Annotated in this window: 8 protein-coding genes and 2 riboswitches; of the genes, 5 read left to right on the top strand and 3 right to left on the bottom strand. The window is 64.8% G+C overall.

Going from position 1 to position 17,679, the window contains the following annotated elements; translation table 11 throughout:
• Positions 1–15: 15 nt before the first annotated feature.
• Both VT03_RS02370 and VT03_RS02365 read right to left on the bottom strand, forming a co-directional pair.
• A complete protein-coding gene (locus VT03_RS02370) occupies positions 16–351 on the bottom strand; it encodes a hypothetical protein (RefSeq protein ID WP_075091501.1) in 336 nt (111 codons plus the stop codon).
• Between the two features lie 11 nt (positions 352–362).
• A complete protein-coding gene (locus tag VT03_RS02365) occupies positions 363–3,215 on the bottom strand; it encodes a ribonucleoside-diphosphate reductase subunit alpha (protein ID WP_075096891.1) in 2,853 nt (950 codons plus the stop codon).
• A 332-nt stretch (positions 3,216–3,547) separates the two neighbouring features.
• A riboswitch (cobalamin riboswitch) is annotated at positions 3,548–3,786 on the bottom strand.
• A gap of 433 nt (positions 3,787–4,219) precedes the next feature.
• Positions 4,220–4,409, top strand: a riboswitch (cobalamin riboswitch).
• 107 nt (positions 4,410–4,516) lie between these two features.
• Between VT03_RS02365 and VT03_RS02360 the strand changes: the two genes are divergently transcribed.
• From VT03_RS02360 to VT03_RS02345, 4 genes are all read left to right on the top strand, one after another.
• Positions 4,517–5,527, top strand: a complete 1,011-nt coding sequence (locus tag VT03_RS02360; RefSeq protein ID WP_075091500.1) for a DUF1559 domain-containing protein — start codon at positions 4,517–4,519, stop codon at positions 5,525–5,527.
• A gap of 303 nt (positions 5,528–5,830) precedes the next feature.
• The gene (locus VT03_RS02355) at positions 5,831–6,325 is read left to right on the top strand and encodes a hypothetical protein (RefSeq protein ID WP_156514239.1); all 495 of its coding nucleotides are present in this window, start codon (positions 5,831–5,833) and stop codon (positions 6,323–6,325) included.
• A 107-nt stretch (positions 6,326–6,432) separates the two neighbouring features.
• Positions 6,433–7,899 carry an efflux RND transporter periplasmic adaptor subunit gene (locus tag VT03_RS02350; protein WP_082845878.1) on the top strand — a complete coding sequence of 489 codons (1,467 nt, stop codon included), beginning with the start codon at positions 6,433–6,435 and terminating at the stop codon, positions 7,897–7,899.
• 132 nt (positions 7,900–8,031) lie between these two features.
• Positions 8,032–11,142, top strand: coding sequence for an efflux RND transporter permease subunit (locus VT03_RS02345; protein ID WP_075091498.1), 3,111 nt, complete (start codon positions 8,032–8,034; stop codon positions 11,140–11,142).
• A 414-nt stretch (positions 11,143–11,556) separates the two neighbouring features.
• Here VT03_RS02345 and VT03_RS02340 read toward each other — a convergent pair whose 3' ends face one another.
• Positions 11,557–13,224 (bottom strand): glycine--tRNA ligase, encoded by a 1,668-nt coding sequence (locus tag VT03_RS02340; protein WP_075091497.1) that lies wholly within the window; start codon positions 13,222–13,224, stop codon positions 11,557–11,559.
• A 1,230-nt stretch (positions 13,225–14,454) separates the two neighbouring features.
• On the opposite strand from VT03_RS02340, the gene VT03_RS02335 reads away from it, so the two are divergent.
• On the top strand, positions 14,455–17,505 hold the full coding sequence (locus VT03_RS02335; protein ID WP_231870581.1) for a vitamin B12-dependent ribonucleotide reductase: 3,051 nt from the start codon (positions 14,455–14,457) through the stop codon (positions 17,503–17,505).
• The last annotated feature ends 174 nt before the right edge of the window (positions 17,506–17,679 follow it).

Below are 17,679 nucleotides of genomic sequence, written 5' to 3'. Positions count from 1 at the left end.
TCGACGCAGGAGTCTTCAACTCCGGTCCATGGGACACTTGTTGGAGCAGCGGGGCGGATCGGAGGCCTCGAGAGCAGTAGCACGATGGAGGCACAGCCGCTCGGTGTGGCGGATCCAGCGGACGATCTCTTTCATCCGCCGGGCCAAAGGAGCGAGTTCGAGGAACTCGTCCCGATGCGAGAGGTAGATCCCGCTCCACGGGCCGGCCGGCTCGGGGAGGTCGTACCCGCCGGCGTCGGTGATCAGGAGGAAGCTGCCGTCGGCGTACTCGCGCTTCCACGCGCGGGAGACGCCGGGGATGTGCCACACCTGAAAACCGAGGTCGAGAAAGAGCCGGCTGGTAGCGGGCATGTTGTCCGGTTCTACTGGCATGACTCGCAGCCGGGGTCGTCGATGGGACACATCGCGCCGGCCTGCGGAACGGCGGCTTCCAGGGAGTTCGACTCGGCCGAACCCCCGTCGCGGCGGACCTCGACCTCGCTCGAAGCACTCTTGTTCTTCATCCACTTGGGCTGGATGCCGAAGCGGTTGACGTCGACAGTCGACTTCTCGACCTGCGTTGCGGCAAGGGTCCGAAGGTAATAGGTCGTCTTGAGCCCCTTGTCCCAGGCGAGGAAGTACATGTCGTGCATCTTCCGCCCGCTCGGCTCGGCGAGGTAGAGATTGAGCGACTGCCCCTGATCGATCCACTTCTGGCGGCGGGAGGCACACTCGATGAGCCACTTCGGCTCCAGTTCGAACGCCGTGAGATACCGTCGCCGGATCTCGAGCGGGATCCGCCCGATGTTCTGGATCGAGCCGTCGTAGTACTTGATCTCCTCCAGCATCTGAGCGTCCCACAGGTCGAGCCGCTTCAATTCGTCGACAAGGACGTCGCTGACCTGCGTGAACTCACCCGAGAGGTTGCTCTTCACATAGAGGTACTTGTAGGCGGGCTCGATCGACTGCGTGACGCCGATGATCGTCGAGATCGTGGCGGTCGGAGCGATGGCGAGGACGTTGCTGTTCCGCATCCCGTGGGCGGCAATCGCTTCCCGGACCGGCTGCCAGTCAAGGGCCGACGAGCGGTCAACCTGGATCGCCTCGCCGCGGTTCTGCTCTAAGAGGTCGAGCGTGTCGAGCGGCAGCAGTCCGCGGTCCCACTTCGAGCCGGCGTAGGTCGCGTAGGCACCCCGTTCGCGGGCCAGGTCTGCCGACGCGGAGATAGCGTGGTAGGCGATCGCTTCCATGCTCCGGTCAGAGAATTCGACCGCCGCGTCGCTGGCATAGCTGATCCCCAGGGCCTGGAGCGCGTCCTGGAACCCCATGATCCCCAGTCCGACCGGGCGGTGCCGGCGGTTCGACCGCTCGGCCTCAGGTGTCGGGTAGAAGTTGATGTCGACGACGTTGTCGAGCATCCGGACCGCCGTCCGGACCGTGTCGGCCAGCAGTTCGAGATCGAACCGGCCGTCGACGACGTGGGCCTTGAGGTTGATCGACCCCAGGTTGCAAACCGCGGTCTCCTGGGCCGACGTGTTCAGCAGAATCTCGGTGCAGAGGTTGCTGCTGTGGACGACGCCGACATGGTCCTGCGGCGAGCGGATGTTCGAGGGATCCTTGAACGTGATCCACGGATGCCCCGTTTCGAACAGACGGGTGAGCATCTTCCGCCACAGCTCCGCGGCAGGCAGCCGCCGGAAGAGCGGGATCTCCCCCCCGTCGGCGAGCCGCTCGTAATGCTCGTACCGTTCCTGGAACGCGCGGCCGTAGAGATCGTGCAGGTCCGGTACTTCGTCGGGGCTGAACAGGGTCCAGGAGCCGTTCTGCCGGACCCGCTGGAGGAACAGGTCGGGAATCCAGTTTGCCGTATGCATGTCATGCGTGCGGCGGCGTTCGTCTCCGGTGTTCTTGCGGAGGTCAAGGAACTCTTCGACGTCGAGGTGCCACGTTTCGAGATACGAGCAGACCGCCCCCTTCCGCTTGCCTCCCTGGTTCACCGCGACAGCCGCGTCGTTCACCACCTTGAGAAACGGGATGACTCCCTGGCTCTTTCCGTTCGTCCCGTGGATATGCGAGTTCGTGGCCCGGATGCGGGTCCAGTCGTTCCCGAGACCGCCGGCCCACTTCGAGAGCTTCGCGTTATCCGAGACGACCTTGAAAATGTGTTCCAGGTCATCGTCGACGGTGCTCAGGTAGCACGAACTGAGCTGCGGATGCGGTGTCGCCGAGTTGAACAGCGTCGGCGTGGCGGAGGTGAACCGGAACGTCGAGAGCACTTCGTAGAACTCGATCGCCCGGGCTTCGCGGTCCTCCGGCTCCTGGATCGCCAGTCCCATCGCGACCCGCATCCAGAAGAACTGCGGTGTCTCGATGCGCCGCCCGCCGATATGCAGCAGGTAGCGGTCATAAATCGCCTGCAGGCCCAGGTAGCGGAACTGGTCGTCCCGCTCCGGCTTCATCGCCACGGCCAGGCGGCCGAGATCAAAGCTCCGCAGTTCCGGCGCGAGTCGTCCCGCCCGGATCCCATCGATGATCGAATGCTCAAACTGGTCTCGGTGCACGGCCGTCAGCGACCGGGCCTCAGGCGTCTCGCCGAGGACCTCCTGATAAATGACGTTTCGCATCAGCCGCGAGGCAACGACGTCGAACGCCGGATCGCGCTCGATCCGTGATCGGGCGGCGAGGATCTGGACGCGGTACACCTCGGCGAGCGCGATCCCGTCGAAGACAGAGCGGATGACTTCGTCGACCAGCTCATCGACGGAGACGATCGTCTCGAACCCGCGGCACGCCTCGGCGATCCGCTTCCGGGCCCGCTGCGGATCGAACGGGACGCGGGTTCCGTCCGGCAGGACGACATGGACGACCGGCGTCTCGTCGGCGACCGGAACCTCGCCCCGGATGAGCCGCATCTTGGCGTGCTCGGAGCGGTAGATGATGTAGCGGCGGGCGACGCGGTACTGGCCGCAGGCCATGAGCCCCATCTCCACGAGGTCCTGGATTCTCTCGACATCGATCCCCTCGGGCCGGCTGGCCGCTACGCCGATGTCGTCGCCGACCGACCGCGCCACATCGGCGATCTCCTGCTGGACATCCGCGTCGAGCGGCTGACCGGCGGCGAGGTTCAGCTCGGCGCGGAAGGCGTTGGCGATGGCGTTCTGAATCCGGGCCAGGTCGAAGGAGACGACTCGGCCGTCGCGTTTGCGGACAACCCATTCGTGAGGGGCGCGCAGCATGAATCCATCCAGTCCGAAGAGAGGAAAGTAGGTGAACGGCCGACGCAACGGGGGCGCGTTGGATCGAACCGAGAGATCGCTGAAGAGAATCGGTTCAGCGGTCCGGAGGAGAGACACTCACGAGGGCTCAGCCGTCGCGGGACGGCCAGAGTGCGGAGGTGCGTTTAGAAACGCCCCGCGGGAGCCGGGAGAACAGAGGGGGTGTCCCAAGCCGGACACTCGATGCGCGTAAAGCGATACCGCCAGACATCATCCTCGGCCGCCCTTTCCCACGAAGGCTCCGTTCGACAGCGGGGTGGGCTGGCAGCAACAACTGCCCTTCCTCGTGAACGCCACACCGCTCCGTTGCCGGCAGGTCTTCGGACTCGCGGACGTGCGAGTTCCCGTCTCCATCGGACTGATGAAGGGGGGCTCGCGCCTACTGGCCGTCGCTTCCCGGACCTGAAGATCCAGTGCCATGACGGCGGTCGTTTCCGCTTACCGCTGCGGGGCAGTCCCGGTTTTGCACCGGTGTTCCCTCTTTCGCGGACACCACAAGTGATGGTGCCCGACCAGCAACGCGAGGCAAGATATCGTGGGTTAACGGAATGTCAACGGCCTCCTTCGGCGGATTCACAAAGCCGCCTAAGGCTCAAGTTCACAAGCACCGCGATCTTGCCGGCACGGCTTTGCTTCCTCAGACCCAACGTGCGACGGCAGCCGGGGTCAAGGGGGCAACCCCTTGCCGCCGGAGGCACTCCTGTGAGGAACCTTGGCACGCAACGGACGTCCCCTTTGTGGTACCGGCGTTGAGAACTCACCGCTCGCTTTGCAATCTCCGCGGGTTGGTGAAGGGGCATCCGGCACGGTGTCCGCGTTTGGACACTCACTCCTTCAGACATCTCTCGACCGCCAGGCCTCCGGCGGGCAAGAGGGCGTTGCCCCCTTGCATCCCCCACCAGGGTGCCCCTGGACCCGGTGCTTTGAAGGCGGATTGAATTCACTGCACGCCCCTCCTATGGTTCGCCCACTCAACCCCGTTGGGCGTTCGATCCCCTGGATCGGACAGGAAGCCGGTGCGAATCCGGCGCGGGACCGCCGCTGTAAGCGAGGAGGTCCCGGACACTATGCCACTGCCGACATCACGTCGGTGGGAAGGCGTCCGGGACCGTCTGACTCGCAAGCCAGAATACGGCCCGACGGGACTGCCATGCGATGTTTCGGCCTGAAGACATCCGTGGAGGGCATGTCCCAGGTGTCATTGTCGACATCGGTGCCTTTCCGCGCGGCCGAACCGCCTGGCCCGGAAAGGACGGCTCTCCATGTCTTACGCTTCTGTCTGTGGCTGCGCGCGCCGGTCTCTCTCGCGCCGGAATTCCCGGTATCGCGGGTTTACCCTCATCGAGCTGCTCGTCGTGATCGCCATCATTGCGGTCCTCGTAGCCATCCTCCTCCCGGCGGTGCAGCAGGCCCGGGAATCGGCGCGGCAGACCCAGTGCCGCAATCACCTCAAGCAGCTCGGCCTGGCACTCAACAACTACCACGAGTCGTGCGGGATGTTTCCGAAGGGGGGCTATGGCGGCGGGATGGGATCCCCCGCGCTGTGGGTCACCGCCGGGGCCCGCGCCGGTCGCGTCGTGAGCTGGGGGAACGCGATCCTGCCACATCTCGATCAGACGGGGCTCTTTCACCGATACAACCAGAATGAGCCTTACCTTCACGCCGATAACGCGGCGCTCTGCGCGACGGTCCTGCCGGTCTTTATCTGCCCCTCGAACCCGGGCGCCGGCGACCTGAAGTCGAATGGCGACAACGCGACCCATCCGAAGATGGGACGGAGCGACTACGGCGGAAACTGGGGTGAGCGGGGGCTCCGCTGCTACCCGATGAGCAACTGCCAGAACTCGTACGCCGACCTGGGGGACACCGACGGCTTCGGCCGCGGCGTCATCCGCGGGGCAGGGGAGACGAGCATTGGGATCCGCGACATTCTCGATGGCACGAGCAACACGGTCCTGCTCGGCGAGGCCCCCGAGGCGATCCACGGTCTGTGGGCGGGGCATAAGAACTACTTCGATCAGAGCGCACCGCTGAACGGGCGGTTCGGCACCGCGGGGATGACGAGGTTCGCGTCGTGCCAGGTTGCGAACAACAGCCCGAACATCGGGAAGCTGGGGTGCGACTTTGGGCAGGAGTTCCACAGCCATCACGCCGGGGGCGCGAACTTCCTGATGGTCGATGCCTCGGTCCGCTTTTGTCCGGAGAACATCGCGCTTCAGACCTTGTCGGCACTTCTCTCGCGGAAGGGGAAGGAACTGGTGGGCGAGTTCTGATTGGCCGCGGACTTCGCAGAAGAGGAAAAGAAGAAGTAAAGCCACAGATGAACACAGATCAGAGAGAGGACCGATGACTCGACTCGCTCGCCTTTGCACGGGCCGACCGCGGGTGAGCCCCGCACAGGCCGCCACACCGTCTCCTTTCCAAATCTGTGTTTATCTGTGTTCATCTGTGGCGAATCCCTTCTCCGCAACATCCGCCTCAACCTGCGGGATGCCCCCCGAAGCGAAGACGATCGCCTGCGAATCCGGGAAGGCGGCGTTGACTTCAACGACGAATCGACGCAAGCTGATTGTGTGATGGCTCGTTTTCTTTCCCCCCTGAGCGGCTCTCCGACGCGGACGGTGCAGATCCTCTGCTACCTCCTGCTCGGGATCGGCTCATGGTGCGGGCCGATTCCCTGGATCCACTGCCACGGTCAAGCCGGCGGAAGCGGTGCGGCGCTGAGCGAGCATCGTCAGCTCCATCACACGCGAACTCAGGAACCGCAGGGCTGGCATTTTCACCTGCTGCTGCTGACGGAGTTCCAGTCCGAGCCGTGCGGTGAAGATTGTCCCGAGCGGCACCACCAGGCCCCCGTCCCCGCAGGCTGGTCCCTGGCCTACGGCGTCTCGGTGGTCAAGGCCTCCCCGACGGGGGACATGTCGTTGCCGCTGGCCGTGCTGGACTGGGCCATTGCGGCACCGGCCGTCGTGACGGAGCCGGAGAACTCATCCCGGGTCGAGCGTCCCGCGAGCGACGCCCCCGGTCCCTTGGTGAATCGTCTCGACCTGTTGTGCGTGGCCCGCTGCTGAGATCCGGGCGGGGAGCCGGCTGGCTTCCCGATGCTGTCCCGCGTTCTCGTCTTCTCTTTCCTGCGTAGCGTGCCTGCTTGCGCCTGCGCCCCTCCGAGTCGATTCCCATGAAAAGACGTCACGTCTCTCTTGTCGTTGCGCTCGTCGCAGCCGGCGCCGGGGGCGCCGCCCTCGTCTATCGTCCCTGGCAGCGGTCGACCGCCGAAGCCTCCGAGAAGCCGACCGCCGGGGAGTCCAAGCCCTCCGGCCCGACAGCGACGGACGCTCCGGCTGTCGTTGTCCTTTCACTTGAGAAAGCGGAGGCGGCCCGCATCGCCGTCGAGCCGGTCGCGGCCCGGTCGCTGGGACGGTCGATCACGGTCCCAGGTCGGCTCCAGTACGACGACACCCGGCACATTTCGGTCCGTGCCGCGACCGCCGGAGTCCTCGCCGACGTCCTCGTGAAGCCGGGAGACGCTGTCGTTGCCGGACAGGTTCTGGCGATTCTCTCCAGCCCCGAGGTCGGGACCGCGCGGGCGGACGTCCTCCAGCGCGAGGGGGAGCTGCGGGTCCTGGAGGAAGAACTCTCCTGGCGGGGAAAGACGAACGAGGGGATCTTCGCTCTGAGCGAGGCGGTCGGCCGCAAGGACCCGCTTGATGCGATCCGCAATACCTTCCGATCCGTCCCGCTGGGCAAGGGGGGCGAAGGGGTGCTGACGGCCTATTCGCGGTTGCGGCTGGCGGATTCGCTGGCTCAGGGTGTGTCGGGGGCCCTCGACAACGGCGCCGTCCCGCAGCGGATGGTCCGCGAGCGGATGAGCGAGCTTGAGTCGGCCGACGCCGGGCTCAAGGGAGCCATGGAGCAGGCGGTGTTCGAAAGCCGCCAGGCGTACCGGCAGTCGGAAGTCGGCGTCGAAGCCGCCCGGCGGCGTCTCGACGTCAGCCGGCAGCATCTCAACACGCTGCTCGGCTACACGGAGAGCATGAGTGCCAAGTCCGCCCCGTCCGACCTGTCGTCGGTCGAGATCCAGGCCCCGTTCGCCGGGACGATCGAGCAAAAGCTCGTGTCGACGGCGGAGCGGACGCAGCTCGGCGAGCCGCTCTTCGTCCTGGCCGATACGAGCCGGCTGTGGGTCGCGGCGGACCTGCGGGAGCGGGACTGGTCCGCGGTCCGGCTTCATGAAGGGGATCCGCTCTCGGTCGAAACGCCGGCCATCGCCGGGAAAATCCTCCCGGCGAAGATCCACTACGTCGGTCGGGAGGTCTCGGCGGAGACGAACTCGGTGCCGCTGATCGGAGCGATCGACAACACGGACGGGCTGCTCCGGCCGGGGCTGTTCGTCCGGGTGACGATTCCCGTGGACGCCAGCCGGACCGTGATCGCCGTGCCGGAGTCCGCGGTGACGCGGCACGACGGCTCGGCCTTCGTATTCGTGTCGCAGGGGGACCGCGCGTTCCGGGAGGTGCCGGTCAAGCCGGGGCTTCAGGACCGGGACTGGATCGAGATCACGGAGGGGCTGCAGGCGGGGGACGCCGTCGTCACTGCCGGGACCTTCTTTCTGAAGTCGGAACTGCTCCTCGAAGCAGACGAGTAACGCTCCGGAATTCTTCCGCATTGGTCTCGGTTCTTCCGTCGGCCCGCGCCTCCGTGCGGCTGCCCATGGACCCCGGCCTTGGTCCCTCGCTCCCTCCTTCCGTCCAGGCCTTAGTCCCTGGACCCCGCCCCCATGCTCTCCCAACTCATTGAAGTTTCGCTCAAGAACCGGTTCCTCGTCCTGACGGGAACCCTCCTCATGGCTGCGGCGGGGATCAACGCCGCGCTCCACCTGCCGATCGACGCCGTTCCGGACATGACCAACGTCCAAGTGACGGTCATCACGAACGCTGGCTCGCTCTCCCCGGTCGAGGTCGAGCGGTATGTCACCTACCCCGTCGAATCGACGATGGGAGGCCTCCCCAAGGTCGAGGAAGTCCGCAGCGTCTCCAAGTTCGGGATCTCGGTCGTGACGATCGTCTTCCAGGAAGGGACGAACCTCTACCAGGCCCGCCAGCTCGTCGCGGAGCGGATCTCCGCGGCTTCCGCGCTGATCCCCGCGGGATACGGCACCCCCGAACTGGGACCGCTCACGACCGCCCTCGGGGAGATCCTTCAGTTCGAGGTCCGCGGGGACGCCTACTCGCCGATGCAGCTCCGGACGATTCTCGAATGGGATGTCGTCCCGAAGCTCCGCGAAGTCCGCGGGGTGACCGAGGTCAACACGCACGGCGGCTTCTACCGCACCTTCGAGATCCGCCCGAACCCGGACCGCCTCGCCAGCTATGGCCTGACGCTCGATGACCTGTTCGCCCGGATCGAAGAGAACAACGCCTCGGCGGGCGGTGGGTACGTCGTCCACCACGATGAACAGCGGTTCATCCGCGGCCAGGCCCTCCTCGGCAACGTGGGGGACATCGAAGAGATCGTGCTACGGAGGGAAGGGGACGGCAACCCTCTCCTCATCCGCGATGTCGCGAGCGTGACCGAAGCCCCCATGACCCGCCAGGGGGCCGTCACCCGTGACGGTCGCGGCGAAGCAGTCACCGGGCTGACCATGATGCTGATCGGCGAGAACTCGCGGGAGGTCGTCGAACGGGTCAAGCAGCGGCTCGTCGAGATCCAGCCGTCGCTTCCGCCGGGAGTGCGGATTGAGGTCATCTACGACCGCTCCGCCCTCATCGGTCGGACGCTGAAAACGGTCGTCAAGAACCTGGTCGAGGGGGGCGCCCTCGTGGTCTTCGTGCTCCTCATCATGCTGGGGAGCTTCAAGGCGGGGGTGATCGTCGCTCTGGCGATCCCGCTGTCGATGATGTTTGCCACGACGCTGATGCAAACGTTCGGAATCACGGCGAGCCTGATGAGCCTCGGAGCGATCGACTTCGGCCTGATCGTCGACTCGTCGGTCATCATGGTCGAGAACTGCATCCACCGCCTCTCGCACGCGCCCCCCGGGAAATCGCGGGTCGACATCATCCGCGACGCGGCGATCGAGGTCCGCAAGCCGACCATGTTCGGCGAGCTGATCATCGCCATCGTCTACCTGCCGATCCTGATGCTCGAGGGGACGGAGGGGAAACTGTTCCGGCCGATGGCCCTGACGGTCCTCTTTGCCCTGTTCGGCTCGCTGATCCTCTCGATGACCTTCATGCCGGCGATGGCCTCGCTTGCCCTGCCGAAGAACCTGGAAGACAAGGACGTGTTCCTCGTCCGGTGGATCAAGTTCCTCTACCGCCCGCTCGTCGAGCGGACGATCCGCTTCCCGGTCCTGACGACGCTCGTCTCGCTCGCGGTCTTCGTCGTCAGCATCCCGGTCGCGCTGAATCTTGGGGCCGAGTTCATGCCGAAGCTTGAGGAAGGGGATCTGCTCGTCGAAGCGGTCCGGCTCCCGAGTGCCTCGCTGGAAGGGGCGATCGGGATGTCGACGCAGATCGAGAAGACGCTCAAGCCATTCCCCGAGGTCCAGACAGTCTTCTGCAAGACCGGCCGGCCCGAGATCGCCAACGACGTCATGGGGGTCCACCAGACCGACGTGTGGGTCATGCTCAAAGACCAGCACGACTGGCGGAAAGGGATGACGCGGGACCAGCTCATCCGCGATATGTCCGACGCCCTGACTGCCAAGGTCCCGGGAGCGGTCTTCGGCTTCACGCAGCCCATCGAGATGCGGGTCGACGAACTCGTGGCCGGGGTTAAGGCCGACGTCGCGGTCCTGCTCTACGGAGACGACCTGACGTTTCTGGGCGAGACGGCGAAGAAGATCGAGCGGCTGCTGAAGGAGATCCCCGGCGCGGTCGACGTGAAGGCAGACTTCCAGGCGAACCTGACCACCGTCACGGTCGTCCCACGCCGCGACGCTCTCGCCCGTTACGGGATCGACGCCCAGAAGGTCATGGACGTCGTCGCCTCGATCGGCGGTCACGAGGTCGGACAGATCTTCGAAGGACGAGCCCGGTTCCCGATCATCGTCCGCATCCCCGAGGACTGGCGGAACGAGGTCGCCCGGATCGAACAGCTCCCGGTCTCGTCCGCTGGAGGAAAGCCGGTCCCGCTCGGCGATCTGGCGGACGTCAAGATTGAAGAGACGCCCCCCTCCGTCGAGCACGAGTCCAACCGCCGCCGGACCTTCGTCTCGGCGAACGTTCGGGGCCGTGACGTGGCGACGTTCGTCTCGGAAGCTCAGAAAAAAATTCGCGAGGGAATCACGCTCCCGACCGGGTACGAGATCCGTTGGGGGGGCGACTTCGAGAACCTTCAGTCGGCCAGCCAGCGGCTGATCCTCATCACACCCATCGTCCTCCTGCTGATCTTCCTGCTGCTTCACACGACGTTCCAGAGCGCCAGCCTGGCGCTCCTGATCTTCCTCGCCGTCCCGATCGCCGCCTCGGGGGGCGTGTTCGCGCTCGCCCTCCGCGGAATGCCGTTCAGCATCTCGGCCGGCGTCGGATTCATCGCCCTGTTCGGCGTCGCGGTCCTGAACGGTCTGGTGTGGGTCAGTGCCGCGGAGAACCTCCGTGGCACCGGCATCCCGATGAAGGACGCGACCTACGAGACCGCCCTCTCGCGCCTGCGGCCGGTCCTTATGACGGCCCTCGTCGCGAGTCTTGGCTTCCTGCCGATGGCGATGTCGACCAGCGACGGCGCCGAGATGCAGCGGCCCCTCGCGTCGGTTGTCATCGGGGGACTCATCACGTCGACGCTTCTGACGTCGCTCGTCGTTCCGGCGATCTACCCGTGGTTCGCGCCTCGGCGTCTTCCGGCGTCCGACGAAGACCTCGCGGCCTCGTCGTCTCCGGCCCATTGAGCGGGCTGGAGTGCATTCGGGAGTGCATTCGCCGAATGGTGATCGGTCGGGGAGTGCGGCCGATCGCGGTGTCTCGAAACCCGTCCTTGCCGGCGCGACTCGATCGCTCAAACCCAACGTGCGACGGCAGCCGGGGTCAAGGGGGTCACCCCTTGCCGCCGGAGGCGCTTCCATGAGGAACCGTGGGACACAACGGCCGTTCCCTTTGTGGAACCGGCGTTGAGGACTCCCCCACATCACACCGCTGGCGTTGCAATCCCCGTGGGTTGGTGAGGGGGCATCCGGCACGTCGTCCGCGCTTGGACACTCACTCCTTCAGACATCTCTCGACGAGAGGGCCTCCGGCGGGCAGAGGGGCGTTGCCCCTCTGCACTCCCCACCAGGGTGCCCCTGGACCCCCGGCTTTTCACGCAACTACTTCCGCAGCCGCTGCGACAATTCGCTCACCAGCTCACTTGCCGGCAGCCGGTCCTGCTTCAACGTGTCCCGATCACGGACCGTCACCGTCCCGTCCTTGATCGTGTCGTTATCGACCGTAATACACCACGGCGTCCCCGCCTCATCCATCCGGCGATACCGCTTTCCGATCGCCGCCTGAGCGTCATACGTCGCCGCAATCCCCGCTTCCTTCAGCGCCTGGTAAATCTCCAGCGCCTTCTCCGGCTGCCCATCCTTCTTCACCAGCGGGAACACCGCTGCCTTGATCGGCGCCAACCGCGGATGGAACCGCATGACCACACGGCTCTGCATCTCCCCCTTGTCGTCCGGAGCCTCATCCTCGCAATAGGCTTCGCAAAGGAACGCCAGCGTCGCCCGGTCACACCCGGCCGCCGGCTCAATGACGTGGGGGACAAACCGCTCGCGTGTCTGATCGTCAAAGTACGTCAGGTTCTCGCCCGACCCACGGTACTTCGGCTGCCCATCGGCGTTCTTCTCGACCTGCAGGTTCTTGTCGAGCTTCCCCTCGGCATGCGAACGCAGGTCAAAGTCGCCGCGGTGCGCCACCCCTTCCAACTCGCCGTACTCGCCGTCGTCGAGGAATGGGAACGCATACTCGATATCGGCAGTCCCCACGGAGTAGTGCGCCAGCTCCGACTTCTCATGCTCGCGAAGGATCATGTTCTCCTTCTTGAGGCCGTGCTTGAAGTACCAGTTGAAGCGGCGGTCGCGCCAGTAGGAGTACCACTGCTGCGACTCCGACGGATGGCAGAAGAACTCCATCTCCATCTGCTCGAACTCGCGCGAGCGGAATGTGAAGTTCCGCGGCGTGATCTCATTTCGAAAACTCTTACCGATCTGGGCGATCCCGAACGGCACCTTCACGCGGGTCGAGTCGCAGACATTCTTGAAGTTGACGAACATCCCCTGTGCGGTCTCGGGGCGGAGGAACGCCTTGTTCTCATCCGACTGCAGCGCCCCGGTATAGGTCTCGAACATCAGGTTGAAGTCGCGCGGGTCGGTCAGCGTCGCCGGGTTATTCACCTCGGGAGCGACGACATGCGTGAACTTGGCTACCGGCACCGTCGCCAGCGAGGTCACGTTCCCCTTCCACTGCAGCTTGTTCAGCTCATTGCTCTTTACGCCCAGGATCTTTCCGGCCCGCTTGGCAATCGCTTCTTCGGCTTCGGGGCCGTCGACGGTCGTGGTGATAAACCACTCCTCGTCACTCGCCGCCGGCGCGGCTCCCTCTTTGGGAACCAGCTTGCCCGTCACCCAGCGGCCTTTGACGTGATCGAGGCGATAGCGGCCCTTGACCTCTTTGCAGTCGACCATCTTATCCGCAAAGAGGTCGTAGTGGCCCGAGACCTTCCAGACCTGCGGGTGCATGATGATCGACGTCTCGATCCCGACGATCGAGAAGCCCTGCGGAGCCCCGGCCTGGACGAAGAGTGGATCGTTGGCGACGACCATGTCGTTCCACCACGCCTGGCGGACGTTCCGCTTGAGTTCGACGCCCAGCGGACCGTAGTCCCAGAACCCGTTGAGTCCGCCGTAGATTTCCGAGCTCTGGAAGATGAACCCCCGCCGCTTGCAGAGGGCGACGATCTTTTCCATCCGGGCTGTGCGGGCCTTGTCCGCCATGTCTGAACTCGCTGACTCACCATCGGTTGTGGCTGAAGTGGAAACCGGGAGTCACCGTTTCCGCCTCAAGGACCGCGCTGGGTGCGCCGTCCCTCGGGATTCGTCGCTCCGGAGGAATCCCCGCGCCAGGGCGCGAGCCGGAGTGTAGCGATTGGACTGCGGGTCTGCCCCTTTCCTGCGCTCAGGTGGGGAAGGCATCCGAGGCCATTCGAAAGACGTCCTCGCCGGCAAGGCGTCCATAGCTCAAACCCAACGTGCGACGGCCGCTGGGGTCAAGGGGGCACCCCTTGCCGCCGGAGGCATTCCGGCGAGGAACCGTGGGACACAACGGGCGGCCGCTTGAGGGAACTGGCGTTGACGACTCCCTCACACCGGAACCCTCGATCTGGAATCCCCGCGGGTTGGTGAGGGGGCATCCGACACGGTGTCCGCGCTTGGACACCGTCTCCTTCCGATGGTTTACGACGAGCCAGGCCTCCGGCGGGCAAGGGGCATTCTGCCCCCTGCACTCCCTGACCAGGGTGCCCCTGGACCCGGCAGGTCCCACGACGGCGAGCGCGGATCGCACGACGTCAGATTGGCCCTCCATACGCGTCGCGGCCCCCAAAACGCCCACCAACCCCAATACCCAGCTACCCACAACACCTAGGGGTTACCCAGTCCCTACCCTCGACATGTCGGTGACGGCCCGTTCCCCGACACATGAACTTTTCGAGTAGAAATTTGTCCGCGTCCGTAACCCGTGACGGGGCAAGATTTCCGTCAACGGCCCCTCATCCGGTGGCCAAATCGGACGCCAAGACTTGTTGACAGATCGATTCACGTCGGTACAGTGGCTGCCCGTCCAAGGCAACAACATCTAGGGTGTTCCTTAACACTTCCCACAAGGAGTTGTGGGGGACGGTGTCGGGTTTTGCTATAATTTGAGTGAGGGAGCACGGCGTTTTCAGCCGATAGCTCGTTAGGCTGCAAATGTTCACAATGCACAGAAGTCAACTGCGTTCATTGCTGCGCGGATCTGGCTGTGCATTGTCCCCCTTTGCTCCCGTCGAGACACGCCCCCTTCCCTTCGGCCCGTCGTCCTGACCGGTCGCCCTCTTCAGTGTCCCAACCTGGAATCTGCATCCAACTCGAACTGTGGGGTTCGAGGCGGATGATGTTTTGTTTTGTGCGTTTCCGTCCCTGGATAATGAGTGAGAGTGCAAGATGCACGAATCAAAAGGAATTGCCATGCAGCAGGCCAAAGGAACTTCCCCAACCGGCCACGGTGTCGAACCGATGCGGATCGAGCCCTACTTCTGTCCCGTCTCCGGCGACCCGTTCGACACCGTCGAGTGGGACTACCGCACCGCGGCGATCAAGGACGAAAACGGAAAGGTCCTCTTCGAGCAGACCGATTGTGAAGTTCCCAAGGACTGGTCGGCCCTCGCCACCAACGTCGTCGTCTCCAAGTATTTCTTCGGAGAGCACGGCACCAACGAGCGGGAAAAGTCGGTCAAGCAGGTGATCCACCGCGTCGCCCGCACCATCGCGGACTGGGGCCTCCAGGACGGCTACTTCTCCACGACCAGCGACGGCGAAAACTTCTACCGCGAACTCGCCTGGCTCTGCCTGCACCAGCACGCCGCCTTCAACTCGCCGGTCTGGTTCAACGTCGGCCTCTACCACCAGTACGGCATCAAGGGCTCGGTCGGCAACTACAACTTCGACGTCAAGACCCACCAGATCCGCCGCCCGGAAACCCCGTACGAATACCCCCAGGCCTCCGCCTGCTTCATCCAGTCGGTCGACGACAACATGGAGGGGATCATGCGTCTCGCCACCAGCGAGGCGATGCTCTTCAAGTTCGGCTCCGGCACCGGGACCGACCTCTCCACCATCCGCAGCTCGCGGGAAAAGCTCTCCGGCGGCGGCACCCCCTCCGGCCCGCTCTCGTTCATGCGGGTCTATGACCAGATCGCCGCCGTTGTGAAGTCGGGCGGAAAGACCCGCCGCGCCGCCAAGATGCAGTCGCTCAAGGACTGGCATCCGGACATCCTCGACTTCATCGAGTGCAAGCTGAAGGAAGAAAAGAAGGCCCGCATCCTCATCGACAGCGGCGAGTACGACTCCAACTTCAACGGCGAAGCGTACTCCTCCATCATGTTCCAGAATGCGAACCTCTCGGTCCGCATCAGCGATGAGTTCATGCACGCCGTCGAGCATGACGGCGAATGGCGGACGCATTGGGTCACCAATCCCAGCCACGCGGGACCGACCTTCAAGGCCCGCGAACTCATGCGGAAGATGTCTGAAGGGGCCTGGTTCTGCGGTGACCCGGGCGTGCAGTACGAGACCACGATCAACAAGTGGCACACCTGCAAGAAGAGCGGTCCGATCAACGCGTCGAACCCCTGCTCGGAGTACATGTTCCTCGACGACACCGCCTGCAACCTGTCGTCGATCAACCTCAAGAAGTGCCTCAAGGACGACGGCACGTTCGATGTCGAGCGGTTCCGCCGGGCCTGTGCGATCATGATCACCGCCCAGGAAATCCTGGTCGATCACGCCAGCTACCCCACGCCGGCGATCGCTGAGAACTCCCACATGTTCCGGCCCCTCGGTCTCGGCTACGCCAACCTCGGCAGCCTGCTGATGACCATGGGAATGCCGTACGACAGCGATGCCGGCCGCGGCATCTGCGGAGCCCTCACGGCGCTCCTCAACGGCCAGGGCTACGCCACCAGCGCCCAGATCGCCGGGCACATCGGTCCGTTCGCCGGCTACAAGGAGAACGAGGCCTCGATGCTGCAGGTCATGCAGATGCACCGGGACGCGGTCGAAAAGATCCATCCCGCCTGCCCGCAGTACCTCCGCGATGCCGCCCGCCAGGTCTGGAACGAGGCCCTCCAGCTCGGCCGCCGGCACGGCTACCGCAACGCCCAGGCGACGGTGCTCGCTCCGACCGGCACGATCGCCTTCATGATGGACTGCGACACCACCGGCATCGAGCCGGACATCGCGCTCATCAAGTACAAGCAGCTCGCCGGCGGGGGGATCATGAAGATCATCAACCGCACGGTCCCGCACGCCCTCAAGACCCTCGGCTACGACCAGCCGCAGATCGACGGGATCCTCAAGTACATGGAAGAGGAGGAGACCATCGAAGGGGCCCCCGAGCTCAAGGGTGAGCACCTCCCGGTCTTCGACTGTGCCTTCAAGGCGGCCAAGGGAACCCGAACGATCGCCTGGAAGGCCCACGTCACCATGATGGCGGCGGCCCAGCCGTTCCTCTCGGGAGCGATCTCGAAGACGGTCAACATGCCGGCCGACTCGACCGTCGAGGACATCGAGCAGGCCTATATCGAAGGCTGGAAGCTCGGCCTCAAGGCCCTCGCGATCTACCGCGACGGCTCCAAGCAGAGCCAGCCCCTCAACACGTCGAAGGACCAGAAGAAGGGGGGCACTGCCGGCTCGACCTCCGGTTCGGAAGTCGCCACGGTCTCGGCCCAGCCGGTCCGCCGCCGCCTGCCGGACACCCGCCACTCGCTGACGCACAAGTTCAACGTCGGCGGTCACGAGGGCTACATCACGGTCGGCCTCTTCGAAGACGGCACGCCGGGCGAGCTCTTCATCACGATGGCCAAGGAAGGGTCCACCATCGGGGGCCTGATGGACGTCATCGGAACGGAAACCTCGCTGGCCCTCCAGTACGGTGTCCCCCTCGATGCCCTGGTGAACAAGTTCAGCCACGCCCGCTTCGAGCCGAGCGGCTGGACAAGCAACCCGGACATCCCGCACGCCAAGAGCGTGGTCGACTACATCTTCCGGTTCCTGGGGATCACCTTCCTCGCCGGCTACCGGGAAGCGAACAGTCCCAACCGCAACCTCGCCGCGGCCGGCTACGGCCAGTCCGCCGGCGACTCCGGGGAGACTGCCGCGTCCTCTGAAGTGACGGCGGCCGCCGGGAACGTCCCGACGGTCGCCCAGGGCGCCGCTGCTGCCAGCCCCCAGCCGTCAGCCGCCAGCCCCAAGGACGCCGCCCAGGTGAAAGCGGAGCATCCGGCGAACGGGCAGACGAACGGCAACGGAAACGGCCATCACCCCGGCACCAACCGGCTGATTGCCCTCCTCCCCAGCCTCCAGTCCCCGTCCGCCACGCTCCAGCCCACCAGCCGCAACAGCCAATTCGCCGGTTTTCAATCCGACGCCCCCGCCTGTGACAACTGCGGAGCGATCACGGTGAGAAACGGGAACTGCTACCTCTGCCACAACTGTGGGCAGAGCATGGGGTGCTCGTAGCACTCGTGTATCAGCCGTGACCTGCGCTCCTTGCGACACCGTTGTTGCAAGGAGTATTTCATTTTGTCACCATTTCACCGTTGGAAACTAGGAGACGTGGGCGGGCTCGCGTTGCCACGCGGTGTTCACTCCGCGTGTAGAAAGGCCATGTCATAAACCTCTTCCGGCGTGTGA

It is taken from the genome of Planctomyces sp. SH-PL14 (assembly GCF_001610835.1).
Taxonomy (GTDB): Bacteria; Planctomycetota; Planctomycetia; order Planctomycetales; family Planctomycetaceae; genus Planctomyces_A.
The sequence above is the reverse complement of the archived record's forward strand: the minus strand, read 5'-3'. Positions and strand labels throughout refer to the sequence as shown.